A 26,610-nucleotide genomic window follows, 5' to 3' on the forward strand; every position below is an offset into this window, starting at 1 on the left:
GCATCCGAAGGCGGACTGCTCGACAGCTTCGTCCAGCGCTTTGCCGAGGCGATCGCCCGACCAAGACCGCATTAGTCTATCTAGTACCTCTGCACAGGGATTATGACTCTTTGGCGGTTGATTTTGGATAGGCTTTGGCCAATTTGATGCGGGCCTGTTGGGTGGAGAACATCCAGTTGATGCGGGCGCCGCTGTTGTTTCGCTGGTTTTCCCAAGCGGCGACCTCGGCAACGAGGCTGTCGCGGCTTTCGATGCGGCGGTCGAGGCACTGACAGCGCAGGACGCCGATTTCGATCTCGACCATGTTGAGCCAGCTGGCGTGCTTGGGCGTGTAATGGAACTCCAGCCTTCCGAGGATACGGCGCGCCTCTGATGGCGGCAGGGCCTGATAGAGGGCTGCGGGCGAGTGGGTCGACAGATTGTCGAGCACGACGCGGATGCGGGTCGCCTCGGGATAATGGACATCGACGAGATCGCGCATGCAGTGGGCGAAGTCGGCGGCGGCGCGCCGCTCGGTACTAGTCGAACGAGCTGAGTATTTGCAGGACCACCACCAACAGCGCAAAGCCCAGAACAGACGCAAAGACCGCCACCAAAAAGACGAGGCGTTGCTTCCTGTGCATGGCTTCCCCCCCGAAAGCGAGCCCCTCCCCCGCAAACACGAGCGCCATTCTCAAAGCTTGCGGGGCGCACTGCTTCACGCGAAAAGAATCGTTTGCCAGCGTGCTCGTGCTCCGGGGCGGTCACATCATTCGTTCGGCCGATGCAGGAACATTAGCCATGTCTAATAACCATGCCTGAGCAGTGGAGCCTTCGGGTTCCACCTGCGGATCGGGCTGCAACCCGATCGGCCCGCGCCCTCGCCAGAGCGCGGGCCTTCATCTATTTTGCCGATGCACGAAGCGGCGACGGCCGCGTATTGAGCATCTACGGGAGCATCAGTTGCAGACGTAGCTAACGTGGCGCCCGGGCGCCCAGGCAACGGGGCCCGTCATCCCCGCGGCGGCGGAGTTCCGTCATCCTCAAGGGATGGCGGGCTTCGGCTTGAAGGATCTGGTGTCAGCCGGTGGACGGGTGACCAATTTGCTGTCGTCACCGAAGGACCTGCCTAGAAGACATGCCCCCATTGCAGCAACAGGAATGCGGCCACACCCGCCACTGCGATGGCGTAGACAGCATAAAGAACAAGGATAGACACTTCTAAATCATGGAAAAAGCTCACGGCGAGCCTGATCTGTTGCGGCTCTACTTTCTCAACGGTATCGGCTTCCTCGACGGGGTCGGCTGCTTCGACGAGGTCGGCGTCCCGTTGCTCAGCCTTGGCAACGACGAAAGAAATCGTATCGTTCTCGGCTGCTTCTAGTATCCGGTCCTTGACGGCAATCATTGGATCCTCTGCCAGCTGACCTGCCGTCAGCCAGTGTTCAGCAACAGTCCGGATCTCATGTTTACCCATATATGGTAATCGCATCGTTAAGATTAGGTTCCACTAAATTACAAATCCGGCTAGTCCGCGTCCTTCGAACACAGGGCGCTGGCTACACTATCGCGTGTCATGATGCCGCCTTGGTCATCGTTGGCAGGTCGCAATGTTAAAGCCGACTCATATAGCGGACGTGGCGCCGATGTCGTCGGTGCCGACCGGCTATGACGAAGACTGCATGCTGACCTATGTCCGGCTGCTCGATGCCTCGGCCGACGGAGCAGACTGGCGTGAGGTTGCCCAGGCCGTTCTGCACATCGACCCGATCCGGGAGCCAGAAAGGGCATTCCGGGCCTGGGCGACGCATCTGGCTCGCGCCCGCTGGATGACGACGAACGGTATTCGACATCTTGCTGGTGGTGGTGCGCCGCACTAAGCCTGCCGGCTCCGCCATCCGCGGCGACGTTCATCCGTGAAAAAACGCCAGGCGGTGCGTAGGAGCGGACAAGGCGCTGCGGCCGTCGTCAGCAGTGTCGGTCGCCTTAAAGGTCCAGTCCGACGGTTGGCACCAACCCATGTCGGCGCCGAGCGACGTCAGCGGAACCCTCCAACGTGCAATGCATTGTGGGGATGTGCAGCCCCCGCACGTCTCACAGGAAACATGTCATGGCCAAATCGTCGCGCAACACCAACGGCACATCTGCTACCGTTCACGATCAAAAGCTGATGCGTGGCGAAGGCGGCGAACTTCATCAACTGGCCGAAGGCGATATGCCCGTGCTGACCACGGCACAAGGCGGCCCGGTGTCGGACGACCAGAACTCGCTGAAGATCGGCGCGCGCGGTCCTACCGTTCTCGAAGACTTCCATTTCCGCGAGAAGATTTTCCACTTCGATCACGAGCGCATTCCCGAACGCGTCGTCCACGCCCGCGGCTACGGCGCCCACGGCTTTTTCGAGACCTATGACTCTTTGGCCAAGTACACACGCGCCGATATTTTCCAGCGTGCCGGCGAGAAGACCCCGGCCTTCGTGCGCTTCTCCACTGTCGCCGGCAGCAAAGGTTCGGTCGATCTGGCGCGCGACGTGCGTGGGTTCGCGGTCAAGCTCTACACGCAAGAAGGCAACTGGGACATTGTCGGCAACAACATCCCGGTGTTCTTCATTCAGGACGCCATCAAGTTTCCGGATCTCGTCCACTCCGTAAAGGAAGAGCCTGATCGCGCCTTCCCCCAGGCTCAATCGGCCCACGACAATTTCTGGGATTTCATCTCGCTAACTCCCGAGAGCATGCACATGATCATGTGGGTCATGTCGGACCGGGCCATCCCGCGCTCCTTCCGCTTCATGGAAGGCTTTGGTGTCCACACCTTCCGCCTGCTCAACGCCAAGGATGAATCCACCTTCGTCAAGTTTCATTGGAAGCCCAAGCTTGGGCTGCAGTCGGTGGCCTGGAACGAGGCGGTGAAGATCAACGGCGCCGATCCGGATTTCCATCGCCGCGACCTGTGGGACTCGATCCAGGCCGGCAATTTTCCGGAATGGGAGCTGCAGCTGCAATTGTTCGATCAGGACTTCGCCGACAGCTTCGATTTCGACGTGCTCGATGCCACCAAGCTCATTCCCGAGGAGACCCTCGCGCCGATCGCAGTCGGCCGCCTCGTGCTCGACCGCATGCCCGACAACTTCTTTGCCGAGACGGAGCAAGTTGCGTTCATGACCCAAAACGTCCCGCCCGGCATCGACTTTTCCAACGACCCGCTTCTGCAGGGGCGGAATTTTTCCTATCTGGACACCCAGTTGAAGCGGCTCGGTGGGCCGAACTTCACGCACATCCCGATCAACGCGCCAAAGTGCCCGTTCCATCATTTCCAGCAGGACGGCCACATGGCCATGCGCAATCCGGTCGGCCGCGTGAACTATCAGCCGAACTCCTTCGGCGAAGGACCGAGAGAGTCACCGCAGCGCGGCTTCCGCTCGTTTGCCGAAGCCGAAGAGGGCCCAAAGCAGCGCATCCGCGCCGAGAGTTTCGCCGATCACTATAGCCAGGCACGGCAGTTCTACATTAGCCAGACACCAACGGAGCAAGGGCACATCGCTGCTGCGTTGACGTTCGAACTCAGCAAGGTCCAGACACCGGTCATTCGCGAGCGGATGGTCGCCCACCTTCTCAACATCGATGATGGTCTTGCCAGGAAGGTCGGTACCGATCTCGGATTGAAAGCCATGCCGAAACCCGCCGATGCGGCCGTAGCCACCCGCCAGGATCTTGATGCCGCGCCGTCGCTCAGCATATTAGCAAATGGCCCGGAACGGTTCGAGGGCCGCAAGCTCGGCATTCTCGTCACCGACGGCACCGACGCCGCATTGCTCAAGGCACTGACTTCGGCATTGGCCAAGGCTGGCGCCAGCTTCGAGATCATCGCTCCGAAGGTCGGTGGTGCCAAGGCAAGCGACGGCAGCCTGATCGAGGCACAGCAGATGATCGGCGGCGGTCCTTCCGTCCTCTACGATGCGGTCGCGTTGCTTTCCGCTAAAGGCGCCATGGCAGACCTGATCAAGGAAGCCACAGCACGCGATTTCGTCGCCGACGCTTTTGCGCATTGCAAGTTCATCGGTTACGTCGACGCCGCAACGCCGTTGTTCGAAAAGGCAGGTATCGCCGACAGTCTCGACGAAGGCGTCATTGCACTGTCCGGTCCGAAAGACGTCGCCGGCTTCATAACCGCGCTTGGCGCATTGCGTCTGTGGAACCGGGAGCCGAAGGTGAAGATGTCCTAGCCAATCGGGAGGCCCGCACAATCAGCGCGCCTCGCGCTCCCGCTCCGGCGTAGCGACCAGCAAGGCCGCGGCACCGTTGGCGGCGGCAATCGCCGCCTCGATCGGCTGACCACGGGCAAGCCCAGCCGCGAACGCACCGACGAATTCGTCGCCGGCGCCATGGGTGCTGACGATCTTTACCGGGATGGCGGCCAGCGCGAACGCCTGGCCGTCGCGGTCGCGATAGGCAACCCCCTCCCCGCCGGCCGTGACGATCGCCGCCGGATGGAAATCGACCAGCGCTCGCGCCGCCTCGGATGCACCGCCGAGCGTGTCGACGACCGGCACGCCGGCCAGGAATTCCGCCTCGATGGCGTTGACGATGACGATGTCGACCAGCGCGATCAGTTCGTCGGACAGTCTTCTGGCGGGTGCGGCGTTGAGCACGACGCGGCCGCCATGCTGCTTCACCGCGCGCGCTGCGGCTATGTTGGCCGCCTCCGGCACTTCGTTCTGCAGCAACAGCACGGACGTCCGCGCAACCAGATCGGCCGCCGCAATGACGTCCGTCTCGCCCAGAGCAAGATTGCTGCCCGAGACGATCACCGCGCCATAATCGCCGCAGGCGTCGAAGATAGCCACGCTTATGCCCGAGCCAACGCCGGCCACGACGCGCACGAAGCGGCGGTCGACACCGGCTCCATCGAGATTGGCGAGCAGAGCTTTGCCGAAATCGTCGTCGCCAACCGCCCCGACCATCGCCGCGCGCACCCCGGCGCGGGCTACGGACACCGCCTGGTTGCCGCCCTTGCCGCCGCATTTGGGATGCCAGGCGTGGCCGGTCACCGTCTCGCCCTTGCGCGGCCGGTCCGGCGCGTCGACCATGATGTCGCAATGCAGGCTGCCGAACACGGTGACGAGCGGAACCGGTGGCGTCATGTGCCCCAAACTTTCATGTGCCCCAAACTTTCATGAGCCCCAAACTTTCATGAGCCCTTGTCTTTCCGCTTCGACGTCACCGCCGCCATGGTGCGGCCGAGATTGCGCTCCGCCGCCTGGTAGTCGCGCTGCGCGACCGCGACGAACAGCGCGTCGAGTATGTTGAGCTGCGCAATGCGCGCCGCCGCGTTCTCGCCCATCAGCGGCGAACCCTGCGCGGTCGAGCAGAGCACGATGTCGGCGACGGCGGCCAGCGGCGAGTTGTCGTAGTTGGTGATGGCCAGCGTGCGGGCGCCGCTCTTGCGGGCAAGCTGGATGGCGTCGATGACGGCACTGGTGTTGCCGGAATGCGAGAAACCGACCGCGATGTCGTCGGCGCCCAGCAGCGAAGCCGACATCAGCATCATGTGCGAATCGTCGTAGACTGATGTGCGGATGCCAATGCGCAGGAATTTATGCGAGACGTCGCGCGCGATCTGGGCGGAGCCGCCAACGCCGTAGAAGTCCCTGTTCCTCGCGCGGTAAAGGAGATCGGCGGCGCGGTCGAAATCGTCCATGTCGAGGATGGCGAGCGTTTCCTCCAGCGCCTGGATGGAGGTGCGGAACACCTTCTGCACGATCTCGGCCGAACTGTCGTCGGCAGATAGTTCCTGATGCATCTCGGCGGTCGGCAGGCGGCTGTATTCATAGACGGCGGTGCGAAAATCGCGGTAGCCGGAGAAGCCGAGCTTCTTGGCGATCTTCACCACCATCGCCTCCGACACGCCCGCCTCCTCGGCGATCTGCTTGAGCGGGATGGTCTCGTCGAAACCGCGCCGTCCGAAGACGGTTTCCACCACCTTCGCCTCCAGCGGCGTCAGATGCGGCATCATCATGCGGATGCGCGGTCCTACGGCTTTCAGATCCAGATTGCTCAAGGTCATCCACGTCCCCTCGTCACGCGATCGATAAGCATCGCGGCGAGGATTATAAGTCCAGTTGCAAGCAGCTGATAGAAGGACTGCACGTTCATCAGCGTCAGGCCGTTGCGCATGGTGCCGAGGATGACGGCGCCCAGAATGGTGCCGACCACACTGCCCTTGCCGCCCATCAGCGAGGCGCCGCCTATTGCCGCCGCGGCGATGGCGTCGAGTTCCCAGAGATTGCCGAGGATGGGTTCGGCCGCACCCAGCCGGCCGATGAGGATCTGCGCGGCCAGTGCGGCCAGAAGCCCCGAGATCATGTAGGCGGCGATCTTGGTGCGCGCGATCGGCACGCCGGCGATGTAGGCGGCCTCCTCATTGCCGCCGACGGCCAGCAGATATTCGCCGAACGGCGTCTTCTTGAGCACGACCCAGGCGACCAGCGCCACGGCGGCCACGATGATGACCGACATTGGCAGCCCGAACAGCGAGCCGTTGAAGATGGCGCGGAAGCCTGGGGGCAGGCCGAGCACCGGATTGCCGCCGGTGTAGATCAGCGCCAGCGCCCGGTAGGTGCTGAGCGTACCCAGCGTGACGATGAAGGGCTGCAGGCCGACATGGGCGACCAGGATGCCGTTGAGCAGCCCGCAGGCAAGGCCGATGGCGAGACCGGCGGCGATCGCCAGCACAAACGGAACGCCGGCGACCAGCATCGAGGCCGAGATGACGGCCGAGAGCGCTGCCGTCGGCCCGACGGACAGATCGATGCCGCCGGAGATAATGACCAACGTCATGCCCAGCGCCAGGCAGGCATTGATGCTCGACTGCTGCAGGATGTTGATCAAATTGCGCTCGGCGAAGAAGCCCGGCACCAGCGCGCCGAAGACGGCGAGGATCACCACCAGGCCGATCAACGTGCCGGCGTCGCGCATGGAAAACCGGTGCAGGAAATCCGCCCGGGGTCGTGCTGCTGTGTCTTGTCCGATGTCCGTCATCTACTGCCTTGCCTGCGGTCCGGCCGACCTGCCCGCATGGGTCTGGCCGGCCTGCATCTTCGTTTGCGGTATGGCGTGCGCTGCGATCGCCTGTTCGCTGAGGCTTGCCCGGTCGAGTTCGGCGGCGACCGCGCCGTCGCGCATGACCAGCACGCGGTCGGCAAGCCGGATCACCTCGGGAAGCTCTGAGGAGACGACGACGACCGAGTGGCCCTCGGCGGCGAGCTCCTCGATCAGGTGGTAGATCTCCGCCTTGGCGCCGACATCGATGCCGCGCGTCGGCTCATCGAACAAAAGGATGCGCGTTCCCGCCGCCAGCCAGCGGCCGATGATCGCCTTCTGCTGATTGCCGCCGCTAAACAGGCGGATCGGCCGGTCGAGCAGGAATGGCCTGAGATTGACCCGCTTCATCTTCTCGCTCGCCACCTGCTTCAGCTTGGTGTGATCGATGACGCCGCGCGGCGCGAAAACGCTCATCGAGGCCAGCGCCATGTTGCTGGAGATCGACCGCAGCGGAACGATGCCTTCGCGCTTGCGCTCTTCCGGAACCAGCCCGATGCCGGCGGCGATGGCCTCGCGCGGACTGGAAAGTTTTACGCTCTTGCCGTCGATCTCGATCGTGCCGGCCGATGCCCGGTCGGCTCCGGCCAGAAGCCGCAACAGTTCGGTGCGGCCCGAGCCGACAAGGCCGGCGATGCCCAGCACCTCGCCGCGATGCAGGCCGAACGAAACGTCACGGACCTTCGCCGCCGAGGCGAGGCCGCGCACGCTGAGCCTGACATCCCCGGAAGCGTGCGAGCGGTGCTGTTCCTGGGCAAGCTCGCGGCCGACCATCATTGCAACGACGGCCTTCTCCGACACTTTTGCCAGATCGACGGAATCGACGACGACGCCGTCGCGCATGATGGTGGCGCGCTGGCAGATGCCGAACACCTCGTCCAGCTTGTGCGAGACATAGACGACCGCTACGCCGTCGCGGGCAAGCCCGGCAATGACTTGCGCCAGCCGCTCGAACTCGCTCGGCGTCAGGCTCGATGTCGGCTCGTCCATCGCCACGATCCGGGCACGGTCGAGCAGCGCGCGGGCGATCTCGACGATCTGGCGCTGCGCGACCTTCAGGCTGCCGAGCGGAGCCGCCGGGTCGATGGACGGATCGATGGCGGCAAGGGCGGAGGCGGCGCGGCGCTCCTGCTCGCGCCGTGCGACAAAGACACCGCCGCGTGTCAGAGGATGGCCAAGGAACATGTTCTGGGCAACGCTGAGCCGCGGCACCTGCTGCAATTCCTGATGAATCATGGCCACGCCTGCCGCGCGCGCCGCGACCGGGTTGTTCAGCGTCACCGGTCTGCCGTCGATGAGCACGCTTCCAGCCGTCGGCCGGTAGACCCCCGACAGGATGCGCAGCAGTGTCGATTTGCCGGCGCCGTTCTCGCCGAGCAGACCATGGATCTCGCCGGCGCCGACCGAAAAGGACACATCGTTAAGTGCCCGCACGGCCGGAAACACCTTGGAAATGCTCTCGAATTGCAGCCGGGGAACAGGCATTGGTTTTATTCTCCAGGCAAAGGATGCCAGCCCAGGGGGACCGGCACCCGCCACCCGCCCTTAATTGCCCGCCGCCGCGTCCTCGAGCAGCGCCTTGCGCACGGCATCGCCGGCGCCGGAATAACGGTCGGCATTGTCCTTGGTGATCAGCGCCTGCGGCGTGGCGACGACGCGCGGCAGCTTCTGCCCGGCGACCAGCCGCAGCGCCGATTCCAGCGCCACCTCGCCGGTCAGCACCGGGAAGGAGTCGACGGTGCCGGTCAGCTCGCCGGCGCGGATCGAGGCATAGGCGTCGGAGATGCCGTCGGTGCCGAAGACGGCGACCTTGTCCCGCAGCCCGGCGGCCTTGACCGCCTCGAAGATGCCCAGCGCCATGCCGTCATTGTTGGCATAGAAGCCGATCAGGTCGGGGTGCTGCTGCAGGATGTTGGTGGCCGCGTCATAGGAGGTCTGGCGGTCCCAGTTGCCGGGAACGCTGGCGACGACCTCGAACTTGCCTCCCTCGCTGATCGTGGTCTTGAAGCCGTCGGTGCGCTGGACGGCGGCATAAACGCCGGCCTGGCCCTCGACGATGGCGACCTTGCCGCCATCCGGCCGGTTCTTGATGAACCATTTGGCGACGCGCACGCCATTGTCGCGCTGGACATTGCCGACATAGTGCTCGGCCTGCGGGATGACCGCGTCATTGACGTTGACCACAGGCACGTTGGCGGCCTTGGCCTGTTCCATGATCGGCTGCAAATTGGAGTCGGTCTGCGGCGAGACGAGCAGAACGTTGTAGCCTTGCGTGACCAGGCCCTCGGCGATGGTGAGCTGGCCGAGCTGGTCGCCCTCGCTCTGCGCCGCCTGGTAGACGACGGGAACGCCGACACGGTCGCCGAAGGACTTGTAGCCCTCACCCAGCGAGCGCCAGTATTCGTTGGTCAGCGTCTTGGAGACGGCGCCCGCCTTGGTGCCGTCGGGCAGCTTGGGGAACGCCCCGAACTTGGCCTCGAGCTGCGACCAGTCGATGCGATCCTTCTCGGTATCGGAGTTGAGCGGCGCGAGGTCGGCCGAGAAGGCCGAGCCGATGGACAGGGCCATCAGCGCGGCGGTGGCGGTGGCAAGCAGAAACTTCATGGTCTTTCCTCCCTTGTTGAAAAACGGTCCATGCCGAAGGACGCTTCAGCTGTCCGGCCCGAGCATGGCTTCCTGAATGATGGCCTGCGACGCGACGGCATCCTGGCGGTCGACGGCCGCTGACAGGCGGTTGTCCCGCTCCAGCCGATCGACGATGCGCAGCATGCGCTTGACGGTGGCGATGTTGACTTCACATTCGTGGACCGGATCGAGCCCGGTCATGTCGGGGAACGTGTCGAAATAAATGGCGCCGGTGTAGCCATCCCTGCGGATCTGGCGCAGCAGCTCGATCGTCTGCAGCGTATGCACCGCGCCGACCATCAGGCCGTCGTCGCGCTTGGCGTAGCCGTCGTTAAGATGCACGCCGAGCAGCTTGCTGTGCCGCGCGACGAGTGCGGCGGCGAAGGCCGGCTGCTCGTCGGCATAGAGCACATGGGCGAAATCGAGCGTCACGCCGAGATTTGGCAGGCCGACATCGCGGATCGCCAGCAATGTCGTCGCCGCATCCGGCATCAGGCTGTAGGAGCGCGGCTCGTTGGGCTTGTATTCAAGGCTGATCTGGCAGTCGGGATCATGCACTGCTACTTCACGGATGCCACAAATCTCGTGTTGCCAGAGCGCCGCATAGTCCACCTGGAAAGCATAGTCGAAGCCGTCCTGCCCGAGCCACAGCGTCATCAGATTGGCACCGGCCTCGCGGGCGGCATCGATTCCGGCCTTGGTCAGGTCGATGGCTTCACGGCGGACTGTGGGATCCGGATTGGTGAAGGCGCCGAGCTTGAAGGCCGGATTGGAGTAGTAGCGCATGGCGAAGCCGTTAATGGAAAGCCCGAGATCGCCGAGTTTTCGCGTCATTTCCGCAGGTTTTTCATCGACATGGTCGGGAAAGTTGAGGTCGAGGTCGGTCAGCCCTGAGACCTTCGCCGCGCGCGCCGCCATCTGCAGCATGGACGGCTTGCCGACAAGACCAGGCCATTCGGCCTGCGGCCGCGAGGCAAAGGAATTCAGACGGGTGGCGAAACGATTGGTTGTCATGGGTGACCTTTTGGCAAACATTACTTCACATAAATACAAATATTTGTAAAGTTCATATTTTGCATACGCCCTTCACTGAGCTGAACGCAGCCGAATGCGGATTTCATGGCCGGACATTGGTCCGGCCGTGCGCCGCAAATGATGCCCGCCATGGCAAGGCGGCAATCGGGAGATCGAACTGGCGGACTGAGAGGCCGGCCGCCAGTCGAACTGGTGGCCAACAGGTGGCCGGCCGCAAGGCCGTCAAGGAATCGCGCTTGAACAGCCTCTAAAATCGGTTGTGAACAGGTCCGCAGCGCGCCCAAGCCATTCCGGTAGCACCGGCCCGGCATATGAGGTGTTTACCACTTCTGTTGCGAGCCCTTGGTTTTTACAACCATCGCGCTATTGTCCAGATGTAGACCTTGTCTCGCTCAAAGGTGATTGGGAGGTTTCCATGGATCGGCGACTATTTCTGACAGGACTGTTTGGCATTGCGGGAGCGGCGGCGCTCGCGAGCACGGTTCGCCCCATCAACGCTGTGGCCGGCGTTCCAGCCGCCAGAAGCGGCATCCTCGATGAACTCGAGGCGCAGGACAAAGAAGGCTTCGAGGACGGAGACGCCCAGCCGGAGTTGGAGCCGATCGGCTATCGGCGCAGACATTGGCGCAGATACAACAGACGGCGCAGACGGCGCGTGTGGAGAAGGGTCTGCCGCAATTATTGGCGCCACGGCCGGCGGCGCGTTCGGTGCTATCGCAGGCGTGTCTGGGTCTGGTAGTTATCAATCTACAGTGTTGAAAGCCTCGGTGGTCTCCACCGGGGCTTTTGTCGCGCTGCTCAGCAACGATCCGTGGCTGGCTTTTCCGCTTTGCGACAGGCTCTTGTGCAACTTGTAACCACGCGCGAGTGCGCGTGCGGCCCTTGCGTCTTGGCTACCAACTGACCATCCTTGCCACATCATCTTGAGCTGCGGCCGGGGGGGTCGCACATGCCGACGCTCTATGCGCTGAAACCGGCCTTCCAGGCGAGACTGCGGCCGCTTGCCGACCGGTTGGCACGGGCCGGCGTCACCGCCAACCGGATCACCTTTCTCGCCGCCGCCCAATACATCTTCGGCAAGCTGTTCGGCAGGCACTTGATTTCGCCCAACGTCTCGCCTTCGAAGACCTGGGAAGGGCTGATCGGCGGGCTGGCGGCGTCGAGCCTGCTTGGCGCCCTGCTGTCCTTCCTGACGCCGTTCTCGGTCGTCCAGGCGGCCGGCGTCGCCTTCATCGCTTGCCTGATGGGATTCCTCGGCGGGCTGGTCGCCTCGGCCATCAAAAGCGACCAGGGGGTGAAGGACTGGGGCCATCTGATCGAGGGCCATGGCGGCATGATGGACCGCGCCGACAGCCCGGTCTTCGCCGCCCCGGTGTTCTTCCACACGGTGCGCTACTTCTGGACGTGAGGGGCCGGACGCCGGCGCCTTACCTCGTCCCACGTGGGAGAGGTCGGATCGCCCCGATTTGCCCTTCTCGAGCTTGGCGGAGGCGGGACGGGTGGGCTCGGCCACTGGCACCATCGGATCGATTCATTTCGCGACACCGGCCCGGCAACCATGTAAGGACGTGCCTGAGCGGAGGCAAAGCGCCTCCAGATCGGCTTTGAGCCTTGTTCAATCCCATTTCCAATATCGAGGACGCGCAGACGCTGGCGCAGGCCATCGTCAATACGATCGCCGAGCCCTTCCTGGTGCTTGACGAGCAGTTTCGCGTGCTGGCGGCCAGCCGCTCCTTCTATCAGACCTTCAAGGTCGACCCCGAGCAGACGCGCGGCTCGCTGCTCTATGCGCTCGGCGACGGCCAATGGGACATCCCGGCGCTGCGCCTGCTGCTGGAGACGATCATCCCCGAGAAGACCGCCATGGACGGCTTCGAGGTCGAGCATGATTTCCCCAACATCGGCCCGCGCACGATGCTGCTCAACGCTCGCAAGGTCCTCTACGACCACAGTTCCGCCATCACCATCTTGCTCGCTTTCAACGACATAACGGCCCGCCGTGCCATCGAGAGGGAAAAGGAAGAGCTTCTCGGCCGCACCGAAGACCTGTTGCGGCAAAAGGATGTGCTGCTGCGCGAGATGGAGCACCGGGTTGCCAACAGCCTGCAGATCATCGCTAGCATCTTGCTGCTGAAAGCCCGCTCCGTCACCTCGGAGGAAACCCGCCAGCATCTGAAGGATGCCCATCAGCGGGTGCTGTCGGTCGCCGAAGTGCAGCGCCACCTCCACACCTCGGCCGGCATCGAAGAGATCGACGTCGTCTCCTATCTGTCGAAGCTGTGCAGCAGCCTGGCCATCTCCATGGTCGGTGAGGACCAGCCGATCGTCGTCAACGTCACGGCGCAAGGCGGCAGGATAGACTCGCAAAAGGCGGTGAGCATCGGCCTGATCGTCACCGAACTCGTTCTCAACGCGATCAAATATGCCTTCCCGATGGAGAAGGCCAAGGCGCTGATCCAGGTGACCTACGAAACCGCCGGCAGCGACTGGAAGCTGACCGTCTCGGACAATGGCGCCGGCAAACCCGCCGGCGAGGCACCGAGTGTGGGCCTCGGAACAGCCATCGTCGAGGCGCTGGTCAAGCAGCTCGAGGCCAAGGTCGAGGTCATCAGCGACACCAACGGCACCAGCGTGTCGGTGACCAGGGCGACGTTCACCTCGCGCATCCCGCGGGCAGCGTAGCCTGATCCATTCCTAGTCGGCGGTGAGTGGCGTCACGCCGCTTAACTCAGCGGTCCCGTTGGGCCGGCCATGCTTGATCCGTTCATTGGAACAAGAACGCTTGCGGAACGTTGGTTGAGGTTACAGGCACAACTCACGCACTGCTCAGGGCAAGAGCGGCACACGGCGAACACGGCCGGGCGCGCTCATAGGAGGCGAACATGGATATCACCACAATTCTGGTCATCGTTCTTATTGTTTTGCTGCTAGGCGGCGGCGGCTTCTACGGCCGTGGACGCTGGTACTAAACGGCATCGAGAACAACCCTAACTTGGCGCTGAGCGCCGGCCCACCCGAGTCCCATAGCTGCACGTCAGGAATCGGCGCTTGTTTTGGCACCCGAAGAAGGCGGGTGGACATGCCGACCAATCGCAAGGTCAGAGAGGCCCGCATTTTCACGCCTTCCGAGGTAGGGCTTTTTGGACGCGTGTTCGAGCGGGCGAAGCGGAAAGGCGAATCTGAAGCTCATCGAGAAGCACTGGCGTCTCGAATCGTCGCCAACTATATGGCCGGCATCACCGACGAGGCGGAACTTCTAGCCTTGTCGCGGCAGCCGTCTGGCGGTGGAAACAGGAACATTAGCCAAGGCTAGGAGTTCATGCATCGGCATCCGCCAGGGCGGCTCTTTGGTTTCGTCCTCCCGCAGAATTCGATGAGGTCGCAGCGGAACTCGGACGGACCCTGGTATTCTTCAAGACCCCAAAGCTCGAGAAGGCCGAGGTCCTGACAGCCTTCGCCGCCCACAAAGACAGAGGTGACCGCCGGCTACGTCGCAAAAGGGGCTGAAACGCAAGACAGTCCGGTCTATCGAATAACTTTGCTTTGAGTGGACCCAACCCTTCGCTGCTGTGTTAATTGACATACCGAACATCCCAAGCGTTCGGTCGTTAAAGAGCCCGCTTCCCGATCCCCCTCCGGAACGCGGTTTTTTTGCGCCTTCCGCCGGGTAATGGGTACGTCATTTGACATAGGCCCTAGCGCTCCGGGCCTACCGGAAAGCCTGCCGTCCAGAAATTGTCTCGATCTTGATCTGGTAGAACAGATGGCTGCCGGCAGGGACCGGCGTTCCGCCCAGATTAAGCGAGCCGGGCTCCCACCAGTTGGCGTGCTTCTGCAGCAGCGACCAGGCAAATTCACGCTCATGATCCGACACGGCCCCCTGCTGGTCGATGGCGGGAGCCGCCGGATTCAGAGCGGGCGCGTTCGGCAGGTCCTCGAAGACGCCGTCGACGACGACGCTCTTCCAGCCATGGACGTTGCCGACATCGTCGACCTGCAGGCAGACTCGCGGGTTGACCCGCATCCACTCGACCTTCTTGCCGAGCAGCGAGAAGCTGAAAATGAAATTGTCGCCGAAGGCAAAATGGATCGGCACCACGTAAGGCCGATTGTCTCGGACACAGCCAAGGCGTCCAAGCCTGGCCGACTTCAACATGGCAGTGCATTCCTCTCGCGTCATCTCCCTGATGTTCATTGTGATTGTTCTTTCCGTTGGTGTTCGTTTCTGCTGAGCCAGGCACGACTTCTTGTTTGACCATGATCTTTTCCGAAAACCGGTTTCCACTTTTCGGGATCATAGTCCCTGGTCGAGCCGCCTGATGGCCCGGACCGCCTCCATTTCGGCGACGCCGATCAACGCATCGATGGCCTGGATCGTCTCGATGTGGCCACGGGCAGCCACCGTCCTGCGCGGGGCGTGGAGATCGTCGCGAATGTTGCAGAGCGTGGTTCGGACCGTGAGGGGCATGGGCCACCTTCCTGCAACACAACAACCTAGGATGGTGATCGGTTCCGCAAAGGCGGAAGACGAGGTCAGGCTTAGCCCGAATGGCGCAGCCAATGACGGTCGAACAGATCAAGGATGGCGCGGAACTCGGCCGGTGGGATCTGGCTGGCACCGCCGTCCTTGCTGTCTGAGACGAGGAATTGCGCCAGCTGCCGGTCGATCACTTCCGGCTGCTCGATGGTCACGCCGAGCGATGCCAGATCATCGGCGATCGACCCGTTGGGCGGCAGATATCCGCCCCATGCCTCGGGCGCCGGATCGCGCAAGCGGACGATCAGGATCCTGGTCAGGGATGGCTGCGGCTCCGGGCCGATGATGGCGCCGCCACACATATAGCCGCCAAGCACGCTTCCCGGCCGTGACTGTGGAAACAGGCAGAGGAAGAAATGGGCATCGCCGCCGGGTTCCTTGAGTAGCGTATAAAGGCCGCGTTTTGTCGGGGTCACCAGTCCGCCGACCAGGAGTTGCCCGGTCGGCAACACCTCGCGATAGGCTGCGGTCAGCCCGTGCGCACCCGGCCCGGCCTCTATCGACAGGCTGCCCCTGATCAACTGGCCGCGATAATAGGGCGACAAGGCATGCGAATAGCATGCGTAGGTTCCGGCAAGGGCCAATCCTAGGCCTCGCTCCTCATGCCCAGATGATGCCTCGAACTGCGCGCCGGCGCGGCGTTCCAGTTCCGTCCTGTCGATGCCGTGTCGGGCGCAGATCGCGGCGGTGAAACCTGGCAGATCGCTTTGGGCAATCCAGGCGCCGGGCTGCTCCAGGCCAAGAAGCTTCGACCAGTCGTCGTAGACGCCGAGCTCGCGTGGTTGCGCGCGGCCCTGCAGCCATTTGTCGGCACGGCCGAGATCGAACGAAGTTTTCGGGTTGACATGCCGGAACGCCGCCGCCAGGTCCTTGCGGCTGACGGTCCCCAGCAGGGCCGAAGTCAGCCGTAGCTTCTGCGCGATATGCTGTGCCATCCCACCGCCCCTTTATGCCACTGCAAGGCATAACATGTGCCAGCACTTGCTCCCACGGCATTCATTGCAAGCCGCACTTCTCCTAAAGTTCCATATTCCAGGAAATCCGCGGAATTCCACGCTCTTCCACGCGCCTGCCCTTTTCGCCCCCGCCGGGCGGCGCTAAGGTCGCGCAGGGCAAGGGCAACCGTCGAAAACTATCTGGAGCTTGAATACGCAACCCCTTCCTCCTCGCAGTCACGGCACGACCGATTTTGAGCAACCGCGAAAACGGGCTCTCCGGCCGCAAAACGAACCGCTGCCTCAACCAAGGAAGGAATAATTCGATGTCCTGGATCGCCTCTCTCAAAATCCCCTTCACCGCGGTTGCGGCTGGATCCGCCGCGCTGCTTCTGCTGACCTTCGGGCCGGACGGGCCGTCGCGAGCTGTAGCCGGCTCACGCGCGGCAGCGACATATGGCACGCCGGTTCCCGCGGCCATCGAGCCGACGCGTATCGAAATCGATACCGGCGCGCACGTGATACGCTTTTATATCGACGGCAAGCAGGTCGCCCTGCTCGACTCGACCGGCTTCAAGGATTGAAGTCAGGCCGCGACGAAACGCACGAATAGCTGCTGCCCTCATGCGCAAAGGACGGTCATCAAGGAGTGACCGTCAAACTTTGCGCGACATGTCGCGCACCCGGCTGCCTTGATGCGGCTGCGAGCCTAGCTCGCGCCGATTCCCTTGCAGCTGCACGTTTCCAATTCCAGGAATTCCGGAGGCGCCGCCTCGGTATCAGCCGACCCTGACGACGAAGTGCTTGGTCACCGGCTCGATGATCTTCCACGTTCCCCTGAAATCGGCTTCGACCACGAAGGCATCGCCAGGGCCGACTTCGACGGGCGCGCCGCCATCGGGCGTGATGACGATGCGGCCCGAGATCATGTGCACGAATTCGTAATCGGTATAGGTCGCGTGATAGGTGCCGGGGGTGGCCTGCCAGGTTCCCGACATGACCTTGCCGTCTTCGGTGGTGTGCTGGACGGCGGTCTTCATGGTCGGGTTGCCGTCGACCACGATCCAGCCCGCGAGGTCGCCGGCCTCGGCGTTTTCGACGGCGCCAAATTTGAGGATGGTCTGGTCTGTCATGGTCGGGCTCCATTTGAACTGCGCCGGCATTGGCTGCCGGTCAATAGCCGATGCCCCGGACATCGGCAACGCGAATGCCCGGCCTTCGCACTGGCGGCGGTCCGCTCGACCTTGCCGCCATCATCGTCGCGTTTTCGCGCCGCGATGGTGCCGACACGACGCCGGGGCACCTTCTTGAAGGCCGGTTGAAGCGTAATTACATCAATAGTTAAGCGTGCATTTGCACGCGAATATCGTGCTTTGTTCAAGCTTCATCTGTGGAGGTTGTCATGGCAAACCTGATGGAAGGGAAGAAGGCCCAGGATTGGATCAATCTGGTCCTTGCGATCTGCCTGTTCATCTCACCCTGGATCGTCGGCTTCGTTACGGAAGCCAATCCTGCGTGGAACGCCTGGATTTCGGGCATTGTGCTCGGTGCCCTGGCGCTTGCCGCGCTCTCGGCATTCGCCGAGTGGGAAGAGTGGCTGAACCTTGTTGTAGGGCTCTGGCTGATCGTCTCGCCCTGGTTGCTCGGCTTCGCCGCGAGCGTCAACGCGATGGGGACCCATGTGGTCCTCGGCGTGCTGGTCGTCGCCGCTTCGGCCTGGGCAGTCTGGGACTTCCGTCACCCGCACGCGCACGCGTGATGGGTGCCAACTGAGAGGAGGAGCCCGGCGCGCGAGCGACTGGCTCCTCTGATGCATGTCGCGCAAAAGCATGCCCACGGGCTTGAACCGAGGGTGTGCAGCGGTTTTGCGATAACGACATGCATAAAGCAACAACCTAAAGCCCGGACAGATATGCAGGTTGCGTCGGCCGACGCTGCCCAAAACCTCCCTCTATGTTGCACTGCGTTAGATTTGTTGCATTGCGGTATCGACACATAGAGTCGAGGTTCTGCAACGGGTGGGCTGTCAACGACCAACACGGGGGTTCGTCGTGTCAGCATCGTTCCGGCCTGATATCGAAGGGCTGCGGGCGCTCGCGGTGTCGGGCGTCATTGCGTTCCATTTCGGCCTGTCGGATCTGCCGGGCGGCTTCACCGGCGTCGACATCTTCTTCGTCATCTCCGGCTATCTGATCACCGGCCAGTTGCTGCGGGAAATCGACGACACCGGCAGGCTGGACCTGTGGCGCTTCTACGCCCGGCGCGCCAGGCGCCTGCTGCCGGCCTCGCTGTTCGTCATCCTCGCCACGCTTGTCGCCGGCTATTTCATCCTGGCGCCGGAGGAACAGTCGCTCTATTCGAAAGGCGCCATGTTCGCGTCGGCCTATGCGATCAATTTCTGGCTGATCCGCTGGTCGTTCGACTATTTCGCCCCGGATGCGGCGAACAACCCCTTCATCCACTTCTGGTCACTCTCGGTCGAGGAGCAGTTCTATCTCGCCTGGCCGGCGCTGCTGCTGCTTGCCGCCTGGCTGCGCCCGGGCAGGCGCGCGGCAATCCTGGTGATCGGCCTCGCCGGCGTGGTGTCGTTCGCCGTCTGCGCCTGGCTGACGGAAATATCGCAGCCCTGGGCCTTCTATTTCTCGCCGCTCAGGGCCTGGGAATTCGCGGCCGGCGGCCTGGCGACGATGGCGCCGGCAGGATTCTGGCGGCAGCGCCCGCAACTTGGCGCGGCATGCGGATGGCTTGGCCTGGCGCTGATCGCCGGCGCCTATCTGATCTTCAGCGAGGATGCCCCCTTTCCCGGCGTGATGGCGCTGGTGCCGGTGGCCGGCGCCGTGCTGTTGCTGCTGAGCGGCTCGGGCAATATGCAAAAAGGGCCGAGCGCCGTGCTGTCACTGCCGCCTCTGCAATGGCTGGGAAAGCTTTCCTATTCGCTCTATCTCTGGCACTGGCCGGTCATCGTCTATGCCGCGATGATGGTTCCGGAGCTGTCGCTTGCCGATCGGCTCGGCTGTCTGGCGCTGACGCTGGCGCTGTCGATCTTCACCTATAATTTCATCGAAAACCCGATCCGCCGCAATGGCTGGCTAATGGCCAATGCGGCGCGGGCGCTGGTGCCGGCCGTCCTCCTGACCGGCACCGGCGTCGCAGCAGCTTACGCCAATGCGCGTCTTGCCGTGCACGATATCGACCCCCAACAGCGTATCATCGCCGAAAGCGCCGCACTGCCCTCCACCGCGCGCGCCGGGGGCTGCATTCTCGACTTCGAGGATGTCACGCCAAAACCCTGCGTGTTCGGCCCGAGAAACGCCGAAGGCTCAATCGCGCTGTTCGGCGATTCGCATGCCGACCACTGGTCGACGCCGCTGATCGCGGCTGCCGAAAAACACAACTACCGGGTCCTCACCTGGCTCAAATCCTCCTGCCGGGCCTCTCAATTGACGATCTGGGTCACCAAGCTGAAGCGCGACTACACCGAGTGCGACCAATGGCGCGCGCAGTCGATCAAGGAGATCATCGCCGCGCGGCCGAGCCTGGTGGTGATCTCGGAGATCGCGCTGGCGAGCTCGCGCAAGATGTCGCCCAACGCCAAAGTATCCGACAGCCAGGATGCGGAATGGCGCGCCGGCCTGCGCGCCACGATCGAGGCGTTCAGCCAGGCCGGGCTGAAGGTCGCCTTCATCCGCGACGTGCCCTTCAACGACGAGCAGGTCGACACCTGCGTGGCCCGCGCGCTGTGGCGAGGGCAAACACCGTCGCTGTGCGACCAGACGCGGGCCTACGCCGCCAACGACGCGGCCGCCGCGGTGGAGCGCGACATCGTGCGCTCGATACCGAACGCCAGTTATGTCGACATGACCGACCAGTTCTGCGACGCCCAGACCTGCCGCGTCTTCATCGGCGGCAGACTGGCCTACCGCGACCGCCACCACATGGCGACACCCTTTGCGCGGACGCTGGAAAGGCCGCTCGAGCGCGCGCTGTTCTCCAACATGGTGACCGCTGCCGTGAAGTGAGCCAATGCATGTCGCCCAAAAGCATGCCCTCGGGCTCGAACCGAGGGTGTGCAGCGGTTTTGGGACAACGACATGCATAACAGACCTAAAGCGCGACGCGCTTTAAGCGCCCACTCCGCTACGCCACGTCTTCCTCGTCCGGCGTCTCGAGCAGCTCGATCAGTGCCGCCACCCTCGCCGACGGCAGGTGACGGCCTTCGTTCACCAGCGCCTCCTCGGCGCCGATCCAGGCAAAGGCCTCGCGCAGTTCCTCGATCGTCGCGCCGGTCGAGACGATGTCGGCGATGACGGCCTCGTCGACCGGTCCCAGCACCGAAATGATGTCGTCGCGTGTCATGCTCACCTCCATGTGGGTCATCTCCATGGGACAGTGCCGGGAACCGGCATCCTGCAAGCTGGCAACACAGGGGAATCTGGGGCTTGTGGCGCGGCCGGCAATAAGCGGAGCGAAATTGCCGGGTGGGCGTGAGCGGATCGGCCAGAGGCTCGGCGGCGCGAACTGACCTCTGCTTGCCGAATTGCCGGACGGAAAATGGCGGCCGAAAGCCCGCCATTTTCTTTGTCGGACCAGGCAGCAACCCGAAATCTGCGAGGCACGCACTTCACCGAATTGACGATCCCTGCTACGGGCGGCTTCCCGTTGTGGCCTGGAAATTCGCATGAAGCCTTTCAGATATCTGCTTGCGGCCTGTCTGCTGGCGCCGCCGGTTGCCCAGGCGCAGACGGCACAGTGGAAGCCGATCGAGAAGGTGGAGACTTACGCCATTTCGGGGCAGACCGGCCCGGAGCTCTATGCCTCGATCGGCGAGCGCGGCCCAACGATCGGCAAGGGCAAGGCCCGCGCCATCGCGTACACCAATTTCAAGCTGACCTGGGTCAGGGACTATCAACCGCGCGGCGATGCCTGCGTGCTGGCTTCGGCCCGGCCGAAGCTCATCATCACCTACACCTTGCCGAAACCCTCCAAACCGCTACCGGCTACGGTCCAGAAGAGCTGGGAGGTTTTTGCCGCCGGCATCGCCGCCCACGAAAAGGTGCATGGCGAGGCCATCGCCGACATGGTGCGTCAGATCGAAGCCGTGAGCGTCGGCCTTACAGTGCCCGGCGACCCCGGCTGCAAGAAGATCAGGACCGAGCTGACCCGGCGGCTCTCCGAACTCTCCCAGACCCAGCGTCAGGCAAGCCGCGAGTTCGACCGCGTCGAATTCGGCCAGGGCGGCAACATGCAGCGGCTGATCGTCGGTTTGCTGATGGGACGGTAGTGAGGATGGCGCGAGGCACCCCCCTCTGTCCTGCCGGACATCTCCCCCTCAAGGGGGGAGATTACGCCTTCGCATCGTTCCGGCCTCAATCGCCGACGTTGAAGGACGACGTGCGGCATTGCGGCCAGCCAATCTCCCCCCTTGAGGGGGAGATGCCCGGCAGGGCAGAGGGGGGTCGGCGGCGATGACTCACTATCCTGTGCCTCCGGTCAACCGCGGCAATGCGCGCAAGATGCGCAAGGCGATGACCGACGCCGAACTGAAGCTGTGGAACGAAATCCGAGCGCATCGCCTGATGGGGTTGTCGTTCCGGCGGCAGATGCCGATCGCCAACTACATCGTCGATTTTGCTTGTCCGGATAAAAAGCTGATCGTCGAACTCGACGGCTCTCAGCATGCCGATGCCCAAGTCGCGAGACTGGATACCGCGCGAACCGCAAGACTTGAGGCGCTTGGCTGGACCATCCTGCGCTTCTGGAACGACGACGTCCTCCGCGACATCGACAATGTCTGCCAGCACATCGTCATCGAAGCCGGCATGGACCGATGCTGATTTTCACTCCGCCACCGGCGTCCACATCACATCCTCCACCTTGCCCGCCCCCGTCGCCAGCATTACCAGCCGGTCGAAGCCGAGCGCCGAACCGCTCGCCTGCGGCATGATCGCGAGCGCCGAAAGAAAATCCTCGTCGAGCGGATAGCGCTCGCCATAGATGCGCTGCTTCTCGTCCATCTCGATCTGGAAACGCCGGCGCTGCTCGGCGGCGTCGGTCAGTTCGCCGAAGGCGTTGGCGAGTTCCACCCCGCAGCAATAGAGCTCAAAGCGCTCGGCCACCCTTGCGTCCTCCACACCCGGCCGGGCGAGCGCTGCCTCGGAGATCGGATAGCCGTAAAGGATGGTGGCGCGGCCCTGCCCCAGCATCGGCTCGATCTTTTCCACCATCACGCGGCTGAACAGATCGGCCCAATTGTCGTCGGGCGCGGTGCGCAAACCCGCCTGGACCAGCGCTGCGTGCAACGCCTCGCGATCCGTACTCCCGTCCGCCCCCACCGTGGCGAGCAGGTCGATACCGGCATGGCGTGCAAAAGCATCAGTGACGCTCACCCGCTCCGGCTCGGCGAACGGATCGGCTTCGCGGCCGCGAAAGACGAAACGCCTGGCGCCCGCCTGCTCCGCTGCCAGCGCGACAAGCCCGGCGCAATCCTGCATCAGGCTCTCGTAGGGTTCATCAGCCCGGTACCATTCGAGCATGGTGAAGGACGGATGATGCAAGGGGCCGCGTTCGCGGTTGCGATAGACGGCGCCGAGGCTGAACAGCCGCTTCTCGCCGGCGGCGAGCAGCTTCTTGCAGGCGAATTCCGGCGAGGTGTGGAGATAGAGCGGCTGGCGAGTGCCATCCGTCCCGATCGCCTCGGTGGCGAAGGCCGACAGATGCGCCTCGTTGCCGGGCGAGATCTGCAATGCCACGGCCTCGACCTCGACGAAATCGCGCCGCGCAAACCAGTCGCGAAAGGCGGCGGCGATCCGGTTGCGCAGGATCAGCCGCGGCCGGCGGTCGGCATGGACATCGGGCGTCCACCAGGGTGAAGCGCCGGTCATGCGCAGCGGATTTGCACAGAAGGCTGGCGGTTCAAGCCAAGATGCGCTAGGGCGACGGCTCGCGCGGCCGATTTGCGCCGATCAACCGTTTCAGGCCGGCAAGGCCAACGAACCAAAGCAGGATTGAAAATCGTGGTGAAGGTCATCGCCAGTTCCCTACGCAAAGGCAACGTCGTCGATAAGGACGGCAAGCTTTATGTGATCCTCTTTGCCGAAAACATCCACCCTGGCAAGGGCACGCCGGTGACCCAGCTCGACATGCGCCGCATCGCCGACGGGGTGAAGGTATCGGAGCGCTACCGCACCACCGAGCAGGTCGAGCGCGCCTATGTCGAGGAGCGCGAGCACACCTTCCTCTATCATGACGCCGAAGGCTTCCATTTCATGAACCCGGAAAGCTACGACCAGGTCGCGGTGCCCGAAAGCGTGGTCGGCGACATGGCGCCCTATCTCTCCGAAGGCATGGCCGTGCAGGTCTCGCAGCACAATGGCATCGCGATATCGCTGGTGCTGCCGCAGCGCGCCACTTTCGAAGTGGTCGACACCGAGCCGGTGACCAAGGGCCAGACAGCATCTTCGTCCTACAAGCCGGCCACGCTCTCCAACGGCGTGCGCACCACAGTGCCCCCCCACATCTCAGCCGGCACGCGGGTTGTGGTGATGACGGCCGATGGGGCTTATGTGGAGCGCGCTAAGGATTAGAGGGGCTGGCGTTGTTAGGCTGGCTCCGCCATCAGTGCACCGCCCCGGCAAACGCCTCTCGGTGGTGAGCCAGGAACGCTGGGTGCGGCCACAGCTTTCGATCCGATGGCAGATGCAAACCTTGATGTTCCGGGCGGAAGAGATTCCTCAACTCACCAGGCACCCGGTTGTGCGCGACCAGAAGTCGATGGTTCTCATCTATCGAGATGAGGTGCCGGTCGAAGAGCCAGTGCACGGTCGCCGATAGCGCGATACCGTTCTGGACAACGTCCGGACCACCGACCGTAACCGGTTTGATATGGGCCGCCTGAACCTCGGCCCTGCCGCCACCGTTAATGATACGCAGGCCTGTGACGGCGCATTTGTCTTCGTAAGCTCGGCAGACTTCCAAGCGAAAGGCGGCGTCACGGATTTTTCGGTTCAGCAATATCTGCTCGACGCGGCGATCGACGGTCTCGGCAAAACCGGGTTGTATCGGCAAAGGCATGTCCAGAGGCACAATATCGAGATCAAGTTTCTTGGCATTGGAGGGATCGAGCGTCTCGCTAAGGCCAAACAGCACGATATCGTCGAAGTCCTCCGTAAGGATCGGACGCATGGACTTGCCCTGCACAGCTTGACCAACACGGCTGGGGTTGACGACATCGCGCAATAGGGCCTCCGCATAACGGCCATTCCTGACGAAAGGTACGGGCGTTGGAAATTCGAGATAGTCCGTTACATTCGCATAGTAATGGTCAGCCCGCTCAAGGTCCGGTTCGACACTGATCACACGAGCCGCTGCGATATAGGCGCGACGGCCGCCGTTGCGCTGTGGTTCGCGAAAGAGCACCCAATCACCAACAGCATTTCGAGCGGCGTCCAGATAGTTGCTGCGAGCGGGGAAATGATAGCGACGGGAGATATCATCGTCATAGCCAGAGCCCGGCTTCACGTCGAAAACGGCTTTCACGATTTCGTCCCTGGACTGCAAAGAGTTTAAGCTTAGCCGGGTTTCGCGCGTAGTGCGAGCCGCGACTCCGTGCAAAGCTTCCAAGCAGCTCGGAGGCATCCCCTCACCCCACCCGCCTTCCCAGCATCATCCCATAGTGCACGGCCAGCAGATCCAGCCCCACTTTCAGCAGCTTCGTCACCACATCCCTGCCCTCGCCGGTCTGCTCGGCAACGCTCTTCACCGTTTCGCCCATGCAGCACACTTTCTGCACCACGCCGGCCACTTCCCAGTGCGCCAGCGCCCTGGTGGCGTTGGCGTGGGCGCGGCCGGCTGAGAGGATACGGTCGGCGACGCCGCCGCCGATACGGCCGCCATCGACGCGCTCGGTCCAGGTCGTCGGTTTGACGCCGTCCTGCTGCGAGATGCGGAAATCCTCGCGGTAGCGCAGGCCAGCCTCGCGCTGCTGGTGCGACAGCGAGGTGATGCCGGTGAGCGGATCGATAGTGCGCACCCGCACGATGCCGCCGGTCGAGGTGTAGCCGTCATTGGACACCTCGTAGACGCGACGCGCCTCGGCCGTGCCCGCCGCCAGCCGCTTGCGGCCGAACCTGTCGTCCTTCAGCGCGAAATCATGGCCGATCTCCTTGCGGATGCGCACCTGCTCGGCCTCGTCCCTGGGCAGCTTCGGTGGCTTGGCTTTGGCCTTCTGGGCGGTCTTCTTGCTCATGGGGTTCGTCCTCGTTGGATTTGCTGGAAGGCAGAACTTCCTCGCCCCACGAAGTGGGGAGAGGTGGCTCGGCGAAGCCGAGACGGAGAGGGGAACAGCGCTGGAGCTGGCGGTCTCATTTGTTGAAAGGGCGGCCTACAGCGGCGAATTCGCGTGGTGTTCCTCATCCGGTTTTGGCTTCACGAAGGCCCCCTCTCCGTCTCGGCTTCGCCGAGCCACCTCTCCCCCGCGAAAGCGGGGGCGAGGAACCCAGGTTCTGCAAAGCCGCGCGCCTGGCGATTAGCTTGCGAAGTGAGCGCTCGCACACTTCGGTCGAAGCGCTCGGCAGCCTGACCAGAAGACGGCCGACCAGCCGGCGGCGCTGATCCAGCATCCGCCAGCAGCGTGCGGCGATGGTCGTGGAAGCGCGCCGCGTGATAGGCGCAATAACTCTTCAGCGCCCGCGTGCGCAGGCCGCAGCACAGCATCTCCGCCCCCGGACGGGCGCCGGGCGCGTCGTTTTCGGGGTCTTCCTCCAGCGTCAGGTCGAGCGGCGCGCGGCAGCGGTTGAACAGGCAATCGATGAAACGCATGGCCGCGACATGCGGCTGGCGCCGGGCGGGGCGCGGCGTCGGCGCCTTGAGGGCCTCGCCCTCCTGCGCCGGGAGCCCGAACCGCTGCGGCGGCAGCCAAACCGGCGGCGCCAGCCGAACCGACTTGATGTAGCTTGCCGGCTTCAACGGCCTGACCCTTGCAGACCCGCCTTGCCCAGGCAGCTTTGCTTGCCCAGGCAGCTTTGCTTGCTCCGGCGGCTTTGCCGGCCCTCCAGATCCGGCTTGCGCTACCGGCTGGCGCGGCTTTGCCGCGTTCTTTCTCGACCGCCCGCCGGACCTGCCCCCGCCGGGATTGGCAAAACCGATGGCGCTCAAACCGGCGTTGCGGCGGACGATGCCGATGACGGCATTGCGCGAGACCGCGTCGCCGCGCAGCGCGCTCAACCGGTAGGAGATCTTCGAGGCCGACAGCCCCTCCTTCAGCCAGCGGGCGATCGTTTCCAGTTCGGTGTCGGTATAGCCGGCCATTGTCTTGATCCGTTGCAGCGCGTTGGGCAGCCTCCGGCCACGCCGGGAGACGCTCGAAAGGTTTTGGTCATTCAGACCCGGCTGGAGGCCCGTC

Annotated in this window: 27 protein-coding genes and 2 pseudogenes; 12 read left to right on the plus strand and 17 right to left on the minus strand. The window is 63.4% G+C overall.

Annotated features, from left to right (window positions below; all coding sequences use genetic code 11):
• Positions 1 to 100: 100 nt before the first annotated feature.
• Together MESS4_RS24340 and MESS4_RS24345 are read right to left on the minus strand one after the other, a co-directional pair.
• Positions 101 to 517, minus strand: a pseudogene (locus MESS4_RS24340) (transposase); the annotation flags it as partial.
• 591 nt (positions 518 to 1,108) lie between these two features.
• On the minus strand, positions 1,109 to 1,456 hold the full coding sequence (locus MESS4_RS24345) for a hypothetical protein (RefSeq protein WP_006336787.1): 348 nt from the start codon (positions 1,454 to 1,456) through the stop codon (positions 1,109 to 1,111).
• A gap of 133 nt (positions 1,457 to 1,589) precedes the next feature.
• On the opposite strand from MESS4_RS24345, the gene MESS4_RS24350 reads away from it, so the two are divergent.
• Positions 1,590 to 1,859, plus strand: a complete 270-nt coding sequence (locus MESS4_RS24350; RefSeq protein WP_036242013.1) for a DUF2285 domain-containing protein — start codon at positions 1,590 to 1,592, stop codon at positions 1,857 to 1,859.
• A 230-nt stretch (positions 1,860 to 2,089) separates the two neighbouring features.
• Positions 2,090 to 4,204 (plus strand): catalase, encoded by a 2,115-nt coding sequence (locus MESS4_RS24355; protein WP_006336789.1) that lies wholly within the window; start codon positions 2,090 to 2,092, stop codon positions 4,202 to 4,204.
• Positions 4,205 to 4,225: 21 nt separating this feature from the next.
• On the opposite strand, the gene MESS4_RS24360 is transcribed toward MESS4_RS24355, so the two are convergent.
• From MESS4_RS24360 to MESS4_RS24385, 6 genes are read right to left on the minus strand one after another with little or no spacing between them, the layout of a single operon-like run.
• Positions 4,226 to 5,122, minus strand: coding sequence for a ribokinase (locus MESS4_RS24360; protein ID WP_006336790.1), 897 nt, complete (start codon positions 5,120 to 5,122; stop codon positions 4,226 to 4,228).
• A gap of 47 nt (positions 5,123 to 5,169) precedes the next feature.
• On the minus strand, positions 5,170 to 6,045 hold the full coding sequence (locus MESS4_RS24365) for a MurR/RpiR family transcriptional regulator (protein ID WP_006336791.1): 876 nt from the start codon (positions 6,043 to 6,045) through the stop codon (positions 5,170 to 5,172).
• Entirely contained in the window at positions 6,042 to 7,019 is a 978-nt protein-coding gene (locus MESS4_RS24370) for an ABC transporter permease (RefSeq protein ID WP_036242015.1), read from the minus strand. Before MESS4_RS24370 ends, MESS4_RS24365 begins: the two co-directional genes overlap by 4 nt.
• Positions 7,020 to 8,564 (minus strand): sugar ABC transporter ATP-binding protein, encoded by a 1,545-nt coding sequence (locus MESS4_RS24375; protein WP_006336794.1) that lies wholly within the window; start codon positions 8,562 to 8,564, stop codon positions 7,020 to 7,022.
• Positions 8,565 to 8,624: 60 nt separating this feature from the next.
• Positions 8,625 to 9,683, minus strand: coding sequence for a substrate-binding domain-containing protein (locus MESS4_RS24380; protein ID WP_006336796.1), 1,059 nt, complete (start codon positions 9,681 to 9,683; stop codon positions 8,625 to 8,627).
• 45 nt (positions 9,684 to 9,728) lie between these two features.
• Positions 9,729 to 10,718: a TIM barrel protein gene (locus MESS4_RS24385; RefSeq protein WP_006336798.1), complete on the minus strand. Its 990-nt coding sequence runs from the start codon at positions 10,716 to 10,718 to the stop codon at positions 9,729 to 9,731.
• 1,084 nt (positions 10,719 to 11,802) lie between these two features.
• Here MESS4_RS24385 and MESS4_RS24395 point away from each other — a divergent pair.
• The 3 genes and pseudogenes from MESS4_RS24395 to MESS4_RS24405 form a co-directional block, all read left to right on the plus strand.
• Positions 11,803 to 12,147 (plus strand): annotated as a pseudogene (locus MESS4_RS24395) (phosphatidate cytidylyltransferase); the annotation flags it as partial.
• 203 nt (positions 12,148 to 12,350) lie between these two features.
• Positions 12,351 to 13,421: a PAS domain-containing sensor histidine kinase gene (locus tag MESS4_RS24400; RefSeq protein WP_006336806.1), complete on the plus strand. Its 1,071-nt coding sequence runs from the start codon at positions 12,351 to 12,353 to the stop codon at positions 13,419 to 13,421.
• A 397-nt stretch (positions 13,422 to 13,818) separates the two neighbouring features.
• Complete coding sequence (locus MESS4_RS24405; protein ID WP_006336808.1) at positions 13,819 to 14,052, plus strand: hypothetical protein; 234 nt, start codon at positions 13,819 to 13,821, stop codon at positions 14,050 to 14,052.
• A gap of 396 nt (positions 14,053 to 14,448) precedes the next feature.
• Here the strand turns inward: MESS4_RS24405 and MESS4_RS24410 are convergent, their stop codons facing one another.
• The 3 genes from MESS4_RS24410 to MESS4_RS24415 all read right to left on the minus strand — a co-directional run bounded on the left by MESS4_RS24410 (position 14,449) and on the right by MESS4_RS24415 (position 16,211).
• Positions 14,449 to 14,934, minus strand: a complete 486-nt coding sequence (locus tag MESS4_RS24410; RefSeq protein ID WP_006336810.1) for a pyridoxamine 5'-phosphate oxidase family protein — start codon at positions 14,932 to 14,934, stop codon at positions 14,449 to 14,451.
• A 99-nt stretch (positions 14,935 to 15,033) separates the two neighbouring features.
• A complete protein-coding gene (locus MESS4_RS33725) occupies positions 15,034 to 15,207 on the minus strand; it encodes a hypothetical protein (RefSeq protein ID WP_006336812.1) in 174 nt (57 codons plus the stop codon).
• 71 nt (positions 15,208 to 15,278) lie between these two features.
• Complete coding sequence (locus MESS4_RS24415) at positions 15,279 to 16,211, minus strand: hypothetical protein (protein WP_006336814.1); 933 nt, start codon at positions 16,209 to 16,211, stop codon at positions 15,279 to 15,281.
• A gap of 326 nt (positions 16,212 to 16,537) precedes the next feature.
• Between MESS4_RS24415 and MESS4_RS24420 the strand changes: the two genes are divergently transcribed.
• Complete coding sequence (locus tag MESS4_RS24420) at positions 16,538 to 16,795, plus strand: hypothetical protein (protein ID WP_006336816.1); 258 nt, start codon at positions 16,538 to 16,540, stop codon at positions 16,793 to 16,795.
• Positions 16,796 to 16,990: 195 nt separating this feature from the next.
• Here the strand turns inward: MESS4_RS24420 and MESS4_RS24425 are convergent, their stop codons facing one another.
• Positions 16,991 to 17,344 carry a cupin domain-containing protein gene (locus MESS4_RS24425; protein WP_006336820.1) on the minus strand — a complete coding sequence of 118 codons (354 nt, stop codon included), beginning with the start codon at positions 17,342 to 17,344 and terminating at the stop codon, positions 16,991 to 16,993.
• A 74-nt stretch (positions 17,345 to 17,418) separates the two neighbouring features.
• Here MESS4_RS24425 and MESS4_RS33730 point away from each other — a divergent pair, with 74 nt between their 5' ends.
• The 3 genes from MESS4_RS33730 to MESS4_RS24435 all read left to right on the plus strand — a co-directional run bounded on the left by MESS4_RS33730 (position 17,419) and on the right by MESS4_RS24435 (position 20,230).
• A complete protein-coding gene (locus MESS4_RS33730) occupies positions 17,419 to 17,556 on the plus strand; it encodes a hypothetical protein (RefSeq protein ID WP_157385661.1) in 138 nt (45 codons plus the stop codon).
• 57 nt (positions 17,557 to 17,613) lie between these two features.
• A complete protein-coding gene (locus MESS4_RS24430; RefSeq protein ID WP_006336825.1) occupies positions 17,614 to 17,970 on the plus strand; it encodes an SPW repeat protein in 357 nt (118 codons plus the stop codon).
• Between the two features lie 292 nt (positions 17,971 to 18,262).
• Positions 18,263 to 20,230, plus strand: coding sequence for an acyltransferase family protein (locus MESS4_RS24435; protein ID WP_006336826.1), 1,968 nt, complete (start codon positions 18,263 to 18,265; stop codon positions 20,228 to 20,230).
• Between the two features lie 118 nt (positions 20,231 to 20,348).
• On the opposite strand, the gene MESS4_RS24440 is transcribed toward MESS4_RS24435, so the two are convergent.
• Positions 20,349 to 20,573, minus strand: coding sequence for a hypothetical protein (locus tag MESS4_RS24440; RefSeq protein WP_036242046.1), 225 nt, complete (start codon positions 20,571 to 20,573; stop codon positions 20,349 to 20,351).
• Between the two features lie 316 nt (positions 20,574 to 20,889).
• Between MESS4_RS24440 and MESS4_RS24445 the strand changes: the two genes are divergently transcribed.
• Complete coding sequence (locus MESS4_RS24445; RefSeq protein WP_006336830.1) at positions 20,890 to 21,492, plus strand: DUF922 domain-containing protein; 603 nt, start codon at positions 20,890 to 20,892, stop codon at positions 21,490 to 21,492.
• A gap of 184 nt (positions 21,493 to 21,676) precedes the next feature.
• Positions 21,677 to 22,045 (plus strand): DUF559 domain-containing protein, encoded by a 369-nt coding sequence (locus MESS4_RS24450; RefSeq protein WP_006336831.1) that lies wholly within the window; start codon positions 21,677 to 21,679, stop codon positions 22,043 to 22,045.
• 3 nt (positions 22,046 to 22,048) lie between these two features.
• Here MESS4_RS24450 and epmA read toward each other — a convergent pair whose 3' ends face one another.
• Positions 22,049 to 23,092 (minus strand): EF-P lysine aminoacylase EpmA, encoded by a 1,044-nt coding sequence (epmA, locus tag MESS4_RS24455; RefSeq protein WP_006336832.1) that lies wholly within the window; start codon positions 23,090 to 23,092, stop codon positions 22,049 to 22,051.
• 132 nt (positions 23,093 to 23,224) lie between these two features.
• On the opposite strand from epmA, the gene efp reads away from it, so the two are divergent.
• Positions 23,225 to 23,794: an elongation factor P gene (gene efp / locus MESS4_RS24460; RefSeq protein WP_006336833.1), complete on the plus strand. Its 570-nt coding sequence runs from the start codon at positions 23,225 to 23,227 to the stop codon at positions 23,792 to 23,794.
• A 31-nt stretch (positions 23,795 to 23,825) separates the two neighbouring features.
• On the opposite strand, the gene MESS4_RS24465 is transcribed toward efp, so the two are convergent.
• The 3 genes from MESS4_RS24465 to MESS4_RS24475 form a co-directional block, all read right to left on the minus strand.
• Positions 23,826 to 24,746, minus strand: a complete 921-nt coding sequence (locus MESS4_RS24465) for an HNH endonuclease (RefSeq protein WP_006336834.1) — start codon at positions 24,744 to 24,746, stop codon at positions 23,826 to 23,828.
• A gap of 103 nt (positions 24,747 to 24,849) precedes the next feature.
• The gene (locus MESS4_RS24470) at positions 24,850 to 25,455 is read right to left on the minus strand and encodes a DUF6456 domain-containing protein (protein WP_006336835.1); all 606 of its coding nucleotides are present in this window, start codon (positions 25,453 to 25,455) and stop codon (positions 24,850 to 24,852) included.
• 179 nt (positions 25,456 to 25,634) lie between these two features.
• A complete protein-coding gene (locus MESS4_RS24475) occupies positions 25,635 to 26,516 on the minus strand; it encodes a GcrA cell cycle regulator (modular protein) (RefSeq protein ID WP_006336836.1) in 882 nt (293 codons plus the stop codon).
• Between the last annotated feature and the right edge of the window lie 94 nt (positions 26,517 to 26,610).

The sequence above is a fragment of the Mesorhizobium sp. STM 4661 genome (assembly GCF_000359125.1).
Lineage (GTDB): Bacteria > Pseudomonadota > Alphaproteobacteria > Rhizobiales > Rhizobiaceae > Mesorhizobium.